11 protein-coding genes are annotated in these 14,386 nt (G+C 65.5%); all 11 read left to right on the forward strand.

The features are described from left to right. The first annotated feature begins 80 nt into the window (after window positions 1-80). The 11 genes from DFP89_RS16415 to DFP89_RS16465 all read left to right on the forward strand — a co-directional run bounded on the left by DFP89_RS16415 (window position 81) and on the right by DFP89_RS16465 (window position 14,385). Window positions 81-1,694, forward strand: coding sequence for a hypothetical protein (locus DFP89_RS16415; RefSeq protein WP_114350470.1), 1,614 nt, complete (start codon window positions 81-83; stop codon window positions 1,692-1,694). Window positions 1,695-1,850: 156 nt separating this feature from the next. Continuing rightward, the gene (locus tag DFP89_RS16420; RefSeq protein WP_114350471.1) at window positions 1,851-2,249 is read left to right on the forward strand and encodes a hypothetical protein; all 399 of its coding nucleotides are present in this window, start codon (window positions 1,851-1,853) and stop codon (window positions 2,247-2,249) included. Next, the gene (locus DFP89_RS16425) at window positions 2,246-5,113 is read left to right on the forward strand and encodes a hybrid sensor histidine kinase/response regulator (protein WP_114350472.1); all 2,868 of its coding nucleotides are present in this window, start codon (window positions 2,246-2,248) and stop codon (window positions 5,111-5,113) included. The genes DFP89_RS16420 and DFP89_RS16425 overlap by 4 nt, the downstream gene beginning before the upstream one ends. Next, complete coding sequence (locus DFP89_RS16430) at window positions 5,110-6,060, forward strand: diguanylate cyclase (protein WP_114350473.1); 951 nt, start codon at window positions 5,110-5,112, stop codon at window positions 6,058-6,060. Before DFP89_RS16425 ends, DFP89_RS16430 begins: the two co-directional genes overlap by 4 nt. Before the next feature lie 221 nt (window positions 6,061-6,281). Then, complete coding sequence (locus DFP89_RS16435) at window positions 6,282-6,629, forward strand: hypothetical protein (protein ID WP_114350474.1); 348 nt, start codon at window positions 6,282-6,284, stop codon at window positions 6,627-6,629. Then, the gene (locus DFP89_RS16440; protein WP_114350475.1) at window positions 6,622-8,865 is read left to right on the forward strand and encodes a NosR/NirI family protein; all 2,244 of its coding nucleotides are present in this window, start codon (window positions 6,622-6,624) and stop codon (window positions 8,863-8,865) included. The genes DFP89_RS16435 and DFP89_RS16440 overlap by 8 nt, the downstream gene beginning before the upstream one ends. Window positions 8,866-8,867: 2 nt before the next feature. After that, on the forward strand, window positions 8,868-10,817 hold the full coding sequence (gene nosZ, locus DFP89_RS16445) for a TAT-dependent nitrous-oxide reductase (protein WP_114350476.1): 1,950 nt from the start codon (window positions 8,868-8,870) through the stop codon (window positions 10,815-10,817). Further along, window positions 10,817-12,139: a nitrous oxide reductase family maturation protein NosD gene (locus DFP89_RS16450; protein ID WP_114350477.1), complete on the forward strand. Its 1,323-nt coding sequence runs from the start codon at window positions 10,817-10,819 to the stop codon at window positions 12,137-12,139. The genes nosZ and DFP89_RS16450 overlap by 1 nt, the downstream gene beginning before the upstream one ends. Next, window positions 12,105-13,001, forward strand: a complete 897-nt coding sequence (locus DFP89_RS16455; protein ID WP_114350478.1) for an ABC transporter ATP-binding protein — start codon at window positions 12,105-12,107, stop codon at window positions 12,999-13,001. The genes DFP89_RS16450 and DFP89_RS16455 overlap by 35 nt, the downstream gene beginning before the upstream one ends. Beyond that, a complete protein-coding gene (locus tag DFP89_RS16460) occupies window positions 13,001-13,822 on the forward strand; it encodes an ABC transporter permease (protein ID WP_181870372.1) in 822 nt (273 codons plus the stop codon). The genes DFP89_RS16455 and DFP89_RS16460 overlap by 1 nt, the downstream gene beginning before the upstream one ends. After that, a complete protein-coding gene (locus DFP89_RS16465) occupies window positions 13,819-14,385 on the forward strand; it encodes a nitrous oxide reductase accessory protein NosL (protein ID WP_114350480.1) in 567 nt (188 codons plus the stop codon). The genes DFP89_RS16460 and DFP89_RS16465 overlap by 4 nt, the downstream gene beginning before the upstream one ends. Window position 14,386 lies beyond the last annotated feature (1 nt).

The following is a 14,386-nucleotide window of genomic DNA, read 5'->3' on the forward strand; positions in this document are numbered from 1 at the left end:
TCACGTGCCGCGTCCGACCTGCTTGCAAATACCCGCCCTGCCCGTCACCCTCCGCCGGAATTTGCAAGATGAGGTAGGTGATGTTTCCCTTTTCCCGACGCCTTGCCGCCGGCTCGGTTCTTTCTATCCTGATGGCGGGCACCGCGCTGGCCGATACCACGCCGGCCCTGAGCAGCCTTTTCTCTCCGGCCAGTATCGCAGGCGGGCTGATGCGCGGTGCGGTGTCCTATGCCCGCATGATCGCCGATATCCGCTATGGCGCGCTTGAGGTGGACGGGCTGCGCGGCGGGCTGACCATGCGCGACCTGCAGATCACCGGTGTCGGCAAGCATGAGAACTGCCACATCTCGCTTGGCCGGCTGCATGCCTCGGGCATCAGCCTCTGGGGCGCGGAAAATGCCCAGATGCATTTCGATCTGGCCGATCTGACGATTGCCACCAATTGCTTTGGCCCCAATGCCGCGATGATCGGCATGATCACCGGCGGCAATACCATCCCCTTCGACGCGGTTTCGATCAATGTCGCGCAAAGCTCGGGCAGCGGCGCGCTGAATGCCGATATCGAGGCGATCAGCCCCGGCATCGCCCGCATCGAGGGCAGCGTGGATTTCGACTATGTCTCGCTCTTCTCGCCGGATCTGCTTGAGAAACTGGCACAAGATCAAGGCGATGACACATATGACCGCCCGCCGCTGACCTTCGATCAGGACGGCAATCTGGTGGAGCCCGAAAGCGACCCCTTTGCCCCGCCGCCTGCCAGCTCCGAGCCGACATTCGGCCTGCGCGGCACGCTACGCGCCGGTCATGTCTCGGTCGAGGATCTGGGGGTCTGGGGGCGCGTCAAGCCGCTTTTGCCGCCCGACACGACCAGCCCGCAATCCCTGCAAGCGCTGGTCACCGCCCCCCCGGACAGCAAGCTGAACGAGGTCCAGCGCGCGCTGGCCACCGTGCTTGAAGGCTTCATTGCCCGGCCCGGCCGCATCACCGCCGAAATCCGTCCCGGCGCGCCGATCGATTTCGACACTACCGGCTGGACCTCGCCCGAGGATGTGCTGACGCTTTTCCCGCTGAGCCTCTCGAACGCGCTGCCGACCCCGCCCGTGACACTGATCGCCGATCCCGGGACGGCCAAGGACGACCGTGCCATGGGTCTGGCGCTGGCCGAGGGGCGCGGCGTGCCGCAAAACACCCCGCGCGCCATCAAACTGCTGAAACCGCTGGCCGAGGATCCCGAGGTGGCGCTGGCGCTGGCCGAGCTGATCGCCCCGACCGACCCCGCCGCCGCTTACGCCCATGCACAGCAGGCGGCCGCACTGGCCGCGACCGGCGCCCAGGCCGCGCTGGACCGGATCGAGGCCCGGATGACGACATCAGAGCTGCTCGCTGCGCAGCTTCCTGCGGATTCGCCGCTGGTGGACACGGCATTTGCCTCGGTTCCGGCGCTGCGGGATGCGGCGCTGGCCCATGAACAGGGCAAGGGCGCACCGCGCAGCTATGCGATGGCTTGGCGGCTGGCCAGCTCGGCCGCAGCCGCCGGAGATGGCGCGGCGCGCGCGCTGATGGCCCGGCTTGACGCGCGCTTCGGGGCCGAACCCGACTGGATCAAGGCCCGCGACGAGGCCGCCGATCTGGCCCTGTCGGACTGGACCGGATTTGCGCTGGCAACCCGGTTTGCCGCAGGCGCCGACCTCTAGCGCCGGAAAATGATACCGGGGGGCGGCCGCAGCCTGGCCGCCCCGCACCGCCGGGCGCGGACCAGCAGTTAAAATTGCTGGCTTTTCCTTTGGGCGGATTAACCCCAAGCCAAAGGCATTGCTCTACTCTGTCCGCAAGATGCGGAGCGAACAGCGATGGTAGCGATTCTGAGGGGCCGGCAGGCCGATGGCTGGGTCCCGGGGGCGAATGCGGACATATCCGAACCGCCGGCGCGACTGCGCGACTTCTTTCTTGCCGCGATTCTGGGCGTGGCGGGGCTGATCGGAATTGCCGCCATGACGCTGTTGGGGCCGGGCACCAGCGGACAGTTTCTGGTCGTCGGCCCGCCTGCTTTGGGTCGTGACGGGGTCATCGGGATCGTCTTTCGTGCCCAGGGCGCGGTGGTCGATGTCGGCGGCCTGCCCAATATTGCCATCGCGGCGGCCGACCGGCCCGATTTCACCCAGGCCCTGCGGGCCGAGGGGGCTTGGCTGGTGATGCCCTCGCCCCGGATTTTCGGCTGCTTCACCGGAACGGGGGCAAGCGGCAAATGAGCCACGAACTCCAACATATGCGCGAACGCTTCGGCGCGCTTCTGGTCTGGCTGCTCTGGGCGCATGTCCCGGTGCTGGCTCTGGCCGCATACTGGAACCAGGCGATGTCGGTACCGGCGGCCGTTCTGGCGGGCAGCGTGCTGGCGGCGGTCTATCACATCACCTGGCTGCGCCGCGGAACGGCGCCGGCGACGCGCAATCTTTCCGCCATCGCGCTGGTCGGCGAACCGGCGCTGCTTCTGGTGCTATTTGCCGGCCATCCCTGGCAGATGGACATGCACATGTATTTCTTTGCCATGATCGCACTGAACATCGCCTGGTTCGACCGCACCGCGCTGATCATTGCCTCGGCCGCGACGGCGCTGCATCACCTGCTGCTGCTGTATCTGCTGCCCTATGCGGTCTTTCCGCGCGAGGGGGATCTGGCCCGCGTCGCGCTCCACGCGACGATTGTCGCGCTTCAGGCCGCCATTCTCGCCTGGGTCAGCCGCACCGTCCGCAGCGCCCTGAACCGGATCGGCAAGATGAGCGACGAGCTGGTCAGCAAAAGCGTCGCGCTGCAGGAGCGCACCCGCGAAGCCGAAGAGGCCAGCCGCGCCAAAAGCATGTTCCTGGCCAATATCAGCCATGAGATCCGCACCCCGATCAACGCAGTCCTGGGTTTTTGCCACCTGCTTCAGCGAACCGCGCTGGAGCCCCGCCAGCAGGATTATGTCACCAAGATCAATGGCGCCGGGGTTTCGCTCTTGCGGCTGATCAGCGACCTGCTGGATTTCTCGAAGAACGAGGCCGGCAAGCTGACGCTGGACATCGGCGCCTTCGACCTGCGCGCGACGATCGAAAGTCAGGTCCATATGGTGTCGGAATCATTGCATGCGCGCGACCTGCACATCGCAATGCACATCGCCGACGATATCCCGCCGACGCTGATCTGCGACGACATGCGCATCAGTCAGGTGCTGCTGAACCTGCTCAGCAACGCGATCAAGTTCACCGAAGCCGGCACGATCACCGTATCTGCCGAACTGCTCGGCATCGACGGCGACATGGCCAGCATTCGCTGTTCGGTCCGCGACACCGGCATCGGCATGACGCCCGAACAGCAATCGCGCCTGTTCACCTCGTTCACACAGGCCGACAACTCTACCACCCGGCGTTTTGGCGGCACCGGTCTGGGACTGGCGATCTGCCGGCAGATCATCGAACAGATGGGCGGCTGGATCCGGGTCGAAAGCAAGCCGGGCGAAGGCAGCACCTTCTCCTTCATGCTGCGGCTCGGGATCGGCGCGAGCAGGACGGCAGCGACGGCGCAGCTTGGTGAATCGCTGCAGCAATTGCGGGTGCTGGTGGTCGACGACAACCCGGCGGCGCGCCAGATCACTGCCGATCTGCTGGCCGGCTGGGGCATGCAGGTCAGCACTGCCGCTTCGGGTGCCGAGGCGATCGGCCGGCTGGAAGCGGAATCGCCGGGTGAGCGGCCCGTCGAGCTGCTGATCCTCGACTGGAAGATGCCGGGCATGGACGGGCTGACCACGATCCGCGCCATCCGCGCCAATCCCCGCATCGCGGTTCAGCCGGCCACGCTGGTGATGACCGCCTATGACATGGGTGATCTCCTCGTCACGGCGCAGGGCGACGATATCGGCGCGGTGATCGGCAAGCCGGTCGACGCCGAAACCCTGCTCGATGCGCTGCGGCAGCTGTTGGCGGACCGGACCGACGATGCGCCCCTGAAGGCAGACGCGCCGCTGACGATATCGGCGGCCTTGCCGCGGCTGCAGCCTGACCTGCATGGCTTGCGGGTGCTTCTGGTCGAGGATAACGAGATCAACCGCGAGATCGCGGTCGAGTTGCTGAACGACGCCGGGCTGGTGGTCGATTGTGCCGAGGACGGCGAGATTGCCTGCGCCATGATATCGGATCATGGCACCGAATATGCCGCGATCCTGATGGATGTGCAGATGCCAAGGCTGGACGGCATTGCCGCGACACGGGAAATTCGCCGGACCTGGCCGGCCGACCGGCTGCCGATCATCGCCATGACCGCCCATGCCTATGAGGCAGAGCGGCAGCGCTGTCTGGCCGCCGGCATGAATGACCACCTGTCGAAACCTGTGGACCCCGCCCATCTGGTGCGGACATTGAACCACTGGCTGCGCACCATTCCGCATGTGATCGCCGATCGGGTGGCCACGTCGGATGCCGTCCCTAATGCTGCCCCGGCATCCGCCATTGCCGCAACCCTGCCGGCATCGCTGCCCCCCTTTGACATTCCGGCAGCACTGCACCGGGTCAACGGCAATGCCGCACTTCTGCGGCGGCTGATCGCCAATTTTGGCGACACCTATGCCGCGACCGGGCATGACCTTCGCACCATGATTGCCGCGAATCGCGGCGAGGATGCTTGCCGCCTCGCCCATAGCCTCAAGGGGGTCGCTCGCTCACTCGAACTGCCAGAGGTGCCCGAGATCGCCGAGAATCTCGAGATCCGCTGCCGCAACGAGCAGCTCGAAGACCTCGACGGGATGATCGCCGCGCTTGAGGACAAGCTTGCCCCCGCGATCGACGCGGCGCGGCAACTGGCGGTCCGGCACGGCGCCGCCACGCCGCGCACGGAACCGGTTGCGAACGAGCTGCAACTGGCGGAAGCCCGCGCGATGCTGCGCGAACAGATCCGGCGCGGCAGCCTGTCGGCGCGGCGTTGCTTTGACGCCTATGCCGAGGCGCTGGGGCTTTCTGCCGCCGCACGGCCCGGCCATCCCGTCTTTCTGGCCTTGCAGCAGCTCGACTATCCCGAAGCCCTGCTGCTGCTGGAACAGGAGCAGGACCGATCCGAGGCCGCCCTCAGGGGGCGTTCGGCATGAATGCGAGGCCGGTCATCCTGATCGTCGATGACGAGATCATCAACATCGAGATCATGAGCTGCCTTCTGGAGCCTGAATACGACATCTGCTTTGCGAAATCCGGCAGCCATGCGCTTGAGATCGCCGGCCAGATCGGGCCCGACCTGATCCTGCTGGATATCGTGATGCCGGGCATGGACGGCTATGAGCTCTGCCGCCGTCTCAAGCAGGACGAGGCACTGGCCGATGTGCCGGTGATCTTCACCACCGGGCTAGACGGGCTTGATGACGAGGCGCGCGGGCTATCCTCGGGCGCGATCGACTATGTCACCAAGCCCGTTCAGCCCGAGATCCTGCGCCGCCGCGTCGCCAACCATCTGGAAATGAAGCGGATGCGCGACCAGCTTGCCGATCTGGCGATGACGGATGCGCTGACCGGGCTGGGAAACCGGCGAAGGCTGGAAAAACTGCTGCGGGCGGAACTGCGACGGCTGGCGCGAAGTGGCGAATGGTTGTCGGTGATCATGCTCGACATCGATTTCTTCAAGCAGTTCAACGACACCTACGGCCATCTTGAGGGCGACGGCTGTATTCGCAAGGTCGCCGCGGCCCTGTGCCGGTCGCTGCATCGCGAGGGCGATTTCTGCGCCCGCTATGGCGGCGAGGAATTCGCCTGCATCTTGCCTGAAACGGATTTCGGCGGTGCGATGTCGGTCGCCGAAGACATGCGCCGGCAGGTCGAACGGCTGGGGTTGCCGAACAGCGGCGCCGGCGCGGCGTCGGGCGTCACGGTCAGTCTTGGCGTCGCCACCGGCCGGTGCGAGGCCGGTCTTCCGGCCGAGATCTGGCTGTCGAATGCCGACCGCCTGCTCTATCAAAGCAAGCGCGCCGGTCGCAATCGCGTCACCGGTCAGATCATCGGCCCGTCGCCGCCGGATCTTGCGGCCATGCACGCGGCAGCCGAATAGCCGCAGCGGATCGCGCCGCCGCGTCGATGCGATATCCGGCCTTTGCCGCACGGGCGGCCAGACACTTGTCCGGCCAACTGCGCCGCTTGCGGCGCGGCCGGAATTCCGACTGCGGCATAGGGTCGCACTTTGCCATATGAAATCGCTGGTCTGCATTGACCGAGGTCAATTGCGATTCCGTTTTGTGGCGCTAGAGCACGCGCATGGGCCGAAGATATGCCATGCTCTCATTCGTCGTGCTGCTGTCGATCCTGTCGATGGCGCTGGCACCGCTATCGAGTGGCGCCGCCACCATGCAGGTGATCTGCGGCACCGAGGGCGTCGAAACCATCCTGCTGAACGCCCAAGGCGACCCCGTCGACCCGGCGGATCGCTGCGACTGTCCCAGCTGCATCGGCTGCGCCTCGTATAGCGCGCCGCCGCCGCCCGTGGGGACATGGCTTGCCGCGCCCCCCGGATCGCGCCGCGCCGAGACCCGGCCCGGCATCGCCCAGACCTGCCCGCAACCCGGTTACACAAGGCCCATCGCCCGCGGACCCCCAGCAGAAAAGGGCAGATGCAATGTCTGAGACCCGTTTTTCCGCGCTGCTGCGCGCCATTCGCATTTTCAGCCTCGCCCTTATTCTGCTGGTGGCGGGACTGGCAGGACAGGCGGCATGGGCTGCCCCGGTCCTTGAGAAGTTCCTGAACGAGGTCGACGCCGCAGAACTGGCCCCCGGGGCCGAGGGCTTTGGCCCGATCCGCGACGACGTGCCGGTGGCGCCCGTCCTCAAGGGCGGCGAGACCATCGGCTGGGCCTTTATCGCCAGCGATTTCGTCGGCACCACCGGCTATTCCGGCAAACCCATCCATACGATGATCGCCATCGACCCGGACGCCAAGGTTCTGGGCGTCAAGCTGGTCAAGCATTCCGAACCCATCGTCCTGATCGGCATCCCCGAGGCCAAGATCCAGGCCATGGCCGACACCTATGTCGGCCTTGATCTGGTGGCCGAGGCGCAGGCCGGCGGCTCGGGGCACGAGTTGCATATCGTCTCGGGGGCGACGGTGACGGTGATGGTCATCGACGATTCCATCGTCCGTTCCGGCCTGCAGGTCGCGCGCGCCTTGGGGCTGGGCGGACTGGCTGCGCCCGCCGCCGATACCGGCCCGCGTTTCGAGATCAATCCCGACGCGACCGCCCCGGGTGATTGGGAAACCCTGCTGGGCGATGGCTCGATCCGGCGGCTGTCGCTGGCGGTCAAGGACGTGAACGAGGCCTTTGCCGCGCATGAGGACCCGCGCGCCGCCGAGCGCCCGATCACCGCCGCGCCCGAGGATGTCTTCATCGACATGCAGATGGCGCTGGTCAGCGTGCCGGCCCTTGGCAAGGCCGTGCTGGGCGAGGCCGGATACGGCAATCTGGAACAATGGATGGCGCCGGGCGACAGCGCCATTCTGGTCGCCGGGCTGGGGCAATATTCCTTCAAGGGGTCGGGCTATGTGCGCGGTGGCATATTTGACCGCATCCAGCTGATTCAGGACGATATTTCCGTCCGCTTCCGCGACCGCCAGCACCGGCGCGGCGCCATTGCGGCGCAGGACGCCCCCGGCTTTACCGAGGTCGACCTGTTCAAGATCCCCGCCGATAGCGGCTTTGACCCGACCAAGCCCTTTCGCGTGCAATTGCTGATCCATCGCGAAGTCGGGCCGATCGAGAAACTGTTCATCACCCGCGATCTGGATTACCAGCTGCCGCAATCCTATCTGCGCGCCCTGCCCGCCCCCGCGCCTGAACCCGCCCCGCAAGATGTCGCCGCCGCCGAGCAGGTCGCCTCAACCGACGAGGCCAGCGCGCAGGCCGCGCTGTGGAAGCGCATCTGGGAGGGCAAGAAGCCGCAGGTCGCGGTACTGCTCACGATGCTGGGCGTGCTGACGGCAGCGTTCTTCTTTCAGGAATATCTCAGCCGGTCCGAACGCGCGGTCTATTGGTTCCGCATGTCCTTCCTGACCGTCACGCTGGTGGTGCTGGGCTGGATGTGGAACGCGCAGCTTTCCGTCGTCAACATCATGGCGCTGGCCAACAGCCTTGCCACCGGCTTCAGCTGGCAGGCGTTCTTGCTGGACCCGCTGACCTTCATCCTGTGGTTCTCGGTCGCGGCGGCGCTGATCTTCTGGGGGCGCGGGGCCTATTGCGGCTGGCTCTGCCCCTTTGGCGCATTGCAGGAGCTTTTGAACCAGATCGGGCGCAAGCTGGGCATCCCGCAATACCGTCTGCCCTGGGGCCTGCATGAACGGCTTTGGCCGGTCAAATACATGATCTTTCTGGGCCTGTTCGGGGTCTCGCTGGCCAGTCTGGACCAGGCCGAGCGGCTGGCCGAGGTCGAGCCCTTCAAGACCGCCATCGTGCTGAAATTCGTCCGCGCATGGCCCTTTGTGGTGTATACTCTCGGGCTTCTGATGGCGGGGCTGTTCGTGGAACGCTTCTATTGCCGCTATCTTTGCCCGCTTGGCGCGGGGCTCGCCATCCCCGCCCGGATCCGCATGTTCGACTGGCTCAAGCGCTACAAGGAATGCGGCAATCCCTGCCAGACCTGCGGCAATGAGTGCTTCGTTCAGGCGATCCACCCTACGGGCGAGATCAATCCCAACGAATGCCTGAACTGCATGCATTGCCAGGTCCTCTATCACTCGAAAACCAAATGCCCGGTGGTGATCAAACAGCTGAAACGGCGCGAGAATCTTGCCGCCAGCACACCTCCGTCCATGGCTGTCCCGCGCGCCGGGCTAGCCAACCATCCCAACGTCAAAAGCAAAGGAGTCTGAACATGACCGAGCAAAAATCACAGATCAGCCGACGCGGCCTGCTGGGCGCGACGGCGGGCGGCGTCGCCATCGGCGGCATCGGTCTGGGTGGCACTGCCGCCCTGCTGGCAGGTGGTGGCGCGATCGTTCCTGCAGCCGCGCAAGCCGCGACCGAGGGCGCAAGCTGGCATCTCAAGCCCGGCGATCTGGACGAATATTACGGCTTCTGGTCCTCGGGGCAAACGGGCGAGATGCGCATCCTTGGCATCCCCTCGATGCGCGAGCTGATGCGGGTTCCGGTCTTCAACCGCTGCTCGGCCACGGGCTGGGGTCAGACCAATGAATCGCTGAAGGTGCTGACCGAGACCATGCTGCCGCAGACCAAGGCCTTCCTTGAGGCGAATGGCAAAAAGGTCCATGACAACGGCGACCTGCACCACGTCCACATGTCCTATACGGACGGCAAGTATGACGGCAAATACCTGTTCATGCAGGACAAGGCCAATACCCGCATCGCCCGCGTCCGCTGCGACGTGATGAAATGCGACAAGATCCTGGAAATCCCCAATGCGAAGGCCATGCACGGCATGCGCCCGCAAAAGGTGCCGTCCTCGAAATACATCTTCTGCAATGGCGAGGACGAGGCCCCCTTGGTCAATGACGGCAAGACCATGGAGGATGCGGCAAGCTATGTGAACCTGTTCACCGCCGTCGACAGCGAAAGCATGACCGTGGCGTGGCAGATCATCGTCTCGGGCAACCTCGACAATACCGATGCCGATTACGACGGCAAATACGCCTTTTCGACCAGCTACAACTCGGAAATGGGCATGACGCAGGCCGACATGACCTCGGCCGAGCTGGACCATGTCGTCGTCTTCAACCTTGCCGCCATCGAGGCGGGCATCGCCGCCGGAGACTTTCAGGAGCTGAACGGCGCCAAGATCCTTGACGGGCGCAAGGAAAACGCCGCCAAGAAATACACCACCTATATCCCGGTGCCGAACAACCCGCATGGCTGCAACATGGCCCCGGACAAGAAGCACCTTTGCGTCGCCGGCAAGCTGTCGCCCACGGTGACGGTGATCGACGTGACCAAGCTCGACGCGGTCTTCAACGATGGCGCGGCGGCGGACTCGGTGATCGTGGCGCAGCCGGAACTGGGTCTTGGCCCGCTGCACACCGCCTTTGACGGTTCGGGCAATGCCTTCACCTCGCTCTTCCTCGACAGCCAGGTGGTCAAATGGAACATCGAAAAGGCCATCGCCGCCCATAACGGCGAAAAGGTCGATCCGATCATCTCCAAGGTGGATGTGCAGTATCAGCCCGGCCACCTGAAAACCACCATGGGCGAGACGCTGGAGGCCGACGGCAAATGGCTGGTCTGCCTGTCCAAGTTCTCCAAGGACCGGTTCCTGAACGTCGGCCCGCTGAAGCCGGAAAACGATCAGCTGATCGACATTTCCAGCGACCAGATGGTTGTCGTCCATGACGGCCCGAACTTTGCCGAGCCCCATGACGCGATTGCCGTCCATGCCTCCAAGATGGGCAATATCAAGTCGGTCTGGGACCGTCAGGACCCGATGTGGGCCGATACCCGCAAACAGGCCGAGGCGGACGGCGTCAATCTGGACGAATGGCAGGACATGGTCATCCGCGACAAGGACGACCCGAAAAAGGTGCGCGTCTACATGTCCTCGCAGGCGCCGAACTTTGCGCTGGAGACCTTTGAGGTCAATCAGGACGACGAGGTCACGGTGATCGTCACCAATCTGGACGATATCGACGACCTGACCCACGGCTTTACCATGGGCAACCATGGTGTGGCGATGGAGATCGGCCCACAGGCCACGGCCTCGGTCACCTTTGTGGCGGCCAAGCCGGGCGTCTACTGGTATTATTGCCAATGGTTCTGCCACGCGCTCCACATGGAGATGCGCGGCCGCATGTTCGTTCGTCCGAAGTCCGCCTGATGATCCGCGCCGTCGCCCTGTGCCTGTGCCTTGCCTCGCCGCTTTTCGCGGCCGAGCGGGGCGTGCCTGCGGGCGACGGTCTGGCGGCCGCCATTGCCGGGGCCAAACCCGGCGATGTGCTGATCCTTGCCCCCGGCCTGCATCGCGGGCCGGTGGCGATCGACAAGCCGCTGACGCTGGACGGTCAGGGCAAGGCGCAGATCGACGCGGGCGGGCATGGCTCGGTCGTCAGGGTCACCGGCCCGGATGTGGTCATTCGCGGGCTGGTGCTGACCGGCTCGGGCGACTCACATCAGGATATCGACTCGGGCGTGCAGATGACGCGCGAAGCCAGCCGCGTGCTGGTTGAGGGGAACCGCATCGAGGGCAATCTATATGGCGTCGATATCCATGGCGCGAAAGACAGCATCGTGCGCGGCAATACCATCATCGGCCGTCAGGGCCACCGCATGAACCAGCGCGGCAATGGCGTCTATGTCTGGAACGCCCCCGGCTCGGTGGTCGAGGAAAACGACATCCGCTATGGCCGCGACGGCATCTTCACCAACACCTCGCGCAAGAACATCTTTCGCAACAACCTGTTCCGCGACCTGCGCTTTGCCGTCCATTACATGTATACCAATGACAGCGAGGTTTCGGGCAATGTCTCGATCGGCAACCATCTGGGCTATGCGCTGATGTTTTCCGACCGCATCAAGGTCACCAACAACCTGTCCCTGCGCGACCGCAGCCATGGCGTCATGCTGAACTATGCCAACAATGCCGATGTCATCGGCAATCTGGTGCGTGGCGGGGCCGAGAAATGCACATTCATCTATAACGCCCACAAGAACCTGATCGCCGGCAACCGCTTTGAGGGCTGCGATATCGGCATCCATTTCACCGCCGGGTCGGAACGCAACGCCATCACCGGCAATGCCTTCATCGGCAACCGCAATCAGGTGAAATATGTCGGCACCCGCGACGTGGAATGGAGCCTGGACGGCACCGGCAACTTCTGGTCGGACAATCCCGCCTTCGATCTGAATGGCGACGGGGTCGCCGACAGCCCTTACCGCCCCAATGACCTGATGGACCATATCCTGTGGTCGCAGCCCGCCGCCGCACTTTTGACCGGCGCGCCCGCCGTGCAGTTGATCCGCTGGTCGCAATCCAGCTTTCCCGCCACCCTGCCCGGCGGCGTCGTGGACAGTTTCCCCCAGATCACCGCCACCGAAATCGCGGTGCCCCCCAAGATTGCCGGATACGAGGCCGAGGCCGACCCATCCTGGCTGAAAGATGACGCGCATGACGACACCACTGACCCTCTCGCAGCTCACTAAGCGCTACGCTCAGGTGACCGCGCTTTCCGAGGTCACGCTGACCGTCGAACCCGGCCAGCGCGTCGCGCTGCTGGGCCATAATGGCGCCGGCAAATCCACGCTGATGAAGATCGTGCTGGGGCTGATCCCCCATGACGGCGGCGAGGTGCGGGTCATGGGCGCCCCTCCCGGCAGTGCGCTCGCGCGCGACGCGACCGCCTATCTGCCCGAAAGCGTGGCCTTCCACCCGGCCCTGACCGGGCGCGAACAGATCGCGCATTACCTGCGGCTGCGCGGGCGGCCCGCCTCGGGTGCGGCGGATATTCTGGCGCGGGTCGGGCTGGCCGATGCGCTGGACCGCCGCATCGGCACCTATTCCAAGGGCATGCGCCAGCGCGTCGGGCTGGCGCAGGCGCTGATCGGCGACCCGCGCCTGCTGGTTCTGGACGAGCCGACAAGCGGCCTTGATCCGGTCTCGCGCCGCGATTTCTATACGCTGCTCGATGAGCTGGCGGCGCGGGGCGCGGCGATCCTGCTGTCCTCGCACGCGCTGACCGAGGTCGAGGCCCGCACCGACCTGATCGCCATCCTGTCACGGGGCAAGCTGGTGGCGCAGGGCAGCATCACCGACCTGCGCGCCCGCGCCGACCTGCCGCTGACCATCCAGATCACCGTCGCCGAGGGCGGTGAGCCGGCGGTCCGCGCGGCCTTTCCCGGCGCCGAATTCGCCGGGCGTGGCGCGCAGATATGGGTGCCGCAGACCGACAAGCTGGCCATGCTGGGCCGGATCGCCGAACTGGGCAGCCATGTCGCCGATGTCGATCTGTTCCCGCCCAGCCTTGAGGATATCTATACCCAGATCAGCCGCAGGGACGCCGCATGATGAGCCGCATTTTCGCCATTGCCGCCATCGAGATGCGCATCGCGCTGCGCAACCGCTGGGTCGCCATCGCCGTCGCCATGATGGTGCTGTTTTCGCTGGTGCTGTCGGCGGCGGGGTCCGCGCCCACGGGCGCCCTGGGAACCGACCGGCTGTCGGTCATCGTTGCCAGCCTGACCAGCCTTGCCGTCTATCTGGTGCCGCTGGTGGCACTGCTGATGTCCTTTGACGCCATCGCCGGCGAGGTCGAGCGCGGCACATTGCCCCTGCTTCTGACCTATCCGGTGTCGCGCACGCAAATCGTGCTGGGCAAGGCGCTTGCGCATCTGGCGGTGCTCGCCATGGCGCTGGCGGCGGGTTACGGCGTCGCCGCGATTGCCGCCATTGCCAGCGATGCCAGCGCACTCAATGGCCTGCCGTCGCTGTGGCGGCTGTTCTGGAGCTCGCTTCCCTTGGGCGCGGCCTTTCTGGGCGCGGGATATACGCTGTCGGCGCTGGCGCGGCGGCCCTCGGGCGCGGCGGGGCTGGCCATCGGGCTGTGGCTGGTCGCAGTGGTGCTGTGGGATCTGGCGCTGCTGGCGGCGGTGGTCGCCGATGATGGCGGCCGCTTCACCACCTCGTTCCTGCCCGCCGCGCTGCTGACCAACCCGGCGGATGCGTTCCGCCTTTACAACCTCTCGGCCAGTCAGGCCACCGCCGCCGCCGCCGGGCTGGCGGGCGCGGCCAATGCGATCCCGCCCTTTGCCGCGCTGGCCTCGGTCCTGCTGTGGCCACTGGGCGGGCTGGCCGCCGCCGTTCTGGCCTTCCGAAGGATCACGCCATGAAAAAGCTTGCCCTGATCGCGCTGCTGGCCCTGACCGCCTGCCGCGAGGAGACCGCCGAAATCCCGGCTCCGGTCGAGATGACCGCCGCCGCCGTCGGCTATTACTGCCAGATGGACCTGCTGGAACATCCCGGCCCCAAGGCGCAGATCCATCTGAAGGATGTCTCGGCGCCGATCTTCTTCGCGCAGGTGCGCGATGCGCTGGCGTTTGAACGCATGCCCGAACAGAACGACGTCATCACCGCGATCTATGTCAGCGACATGGACCGCGCCAAAAGCTGGGCCGAGCCGGGCGCGGATAACTGGACCCTCGCGCCCGAGGCGTGGTTCGTGATGGGATCAAAGCAGGCGGGCGGCATGGGCGCCGATGAAATGGTGCCCTTTGCGACCGAGGCTGGCGCGCAGGCATTCGCCAGCGCGCATGGCGGCAAGGTGCTGCGCATGGGCGACATTCCCGACACGGCCGTGCTGGCCCCCGCCAGCGGCCCCGCCCCCATCGCCGCCCCGGACGACGCCGATGCCGACTATCTGGAGCGGCTGAAAGCCGCCACGAAAGGAAGTTGAC

The organism is Paracoccus lutimaris (genome assembly GCF_003337565.1).
Lineage (GTDB): Bacteria > Pseudomonadota > Alphaproteobacteria > Rhodobacterales > Rhodobacteraceae > Paracoccus > Paracoccus lutimaris.

Coding starts and splice junctions, on each gene's coding strand:
- DFP89_RS16425 (WP_114350472.1), top strand. CDS start 2,246: ATGAGCCACGAACTCCAACATATGCGCGAACGCTTCGGCGCGCTTCTG.
- DFP89_RS16435 (WP_114350474.1), top strand. CDS start 6,282: ATGCTCTCATTCGTCGTGCTGCTGTCGATCCTGTCGATGGCGCTGGCA.
- DFP89_RS16440 (WP_114350475.1), top strand. CDS start 6,622: ATGTCTGAGACCCGTTTTTCCGCGCTGCTGCGCGCCATTCGCATTTTC.
- DFP89_RS16430 (WP_114350473.1), top strand. CDS start 5,110: ATGAATGCGAGGCCGGTCATCCTGATCGTCGATGACGAGATCATCAAC.
- DFP89_RS16450 (WP_114350477.1), top strand. CDS start 10,817: ATGATCCGCGCCGTCGCCCTGTGCCTGTGCCTTGCCTCGCCGCTTTTC.
- DFP89_RS16465 (WP_114350480.1), top strand. CDS start 13,819: ATGAAAAAGCTTGCCCTGATCGCGCTGCTGGCCCTGACCGCCTGCCGC.
- DFP89_RS16415 (WP_114350470.1), top strand. CDS start 81: ATGTTTCCCTTTTCCCGACGCCTTGCCGCCGGCTCGGTTCTTTCTATC.
- DFP89_RS16460 (WP_181870372.1), top strand. CDS start 13,001: ATGAGCCGCATTTTCGCCATTGCCGCCATCGAGATGCGCATCGCGCTG.
- DFP89_RS16420 (WP_114350471.1), top strand. CDS start 1,851: ATGGTAGCGATTCTGAGGGGCCGGCAGGCCGATGGCTGGGTCCCGGGG.
- nosZ (WP_114350476.1), top strand. CDS start 8,868: ATGACCGAGCAAAAATCACAGATCAGCCGACGCGGCCTGCTGGGCGCG.
- DFP89_RS16455 (WP_114350478.1), top strand. CDS start 12,105: ATGACGACACCACTGACCCTCTCGCAGCTCACTAAGCGCTACGCTCAG.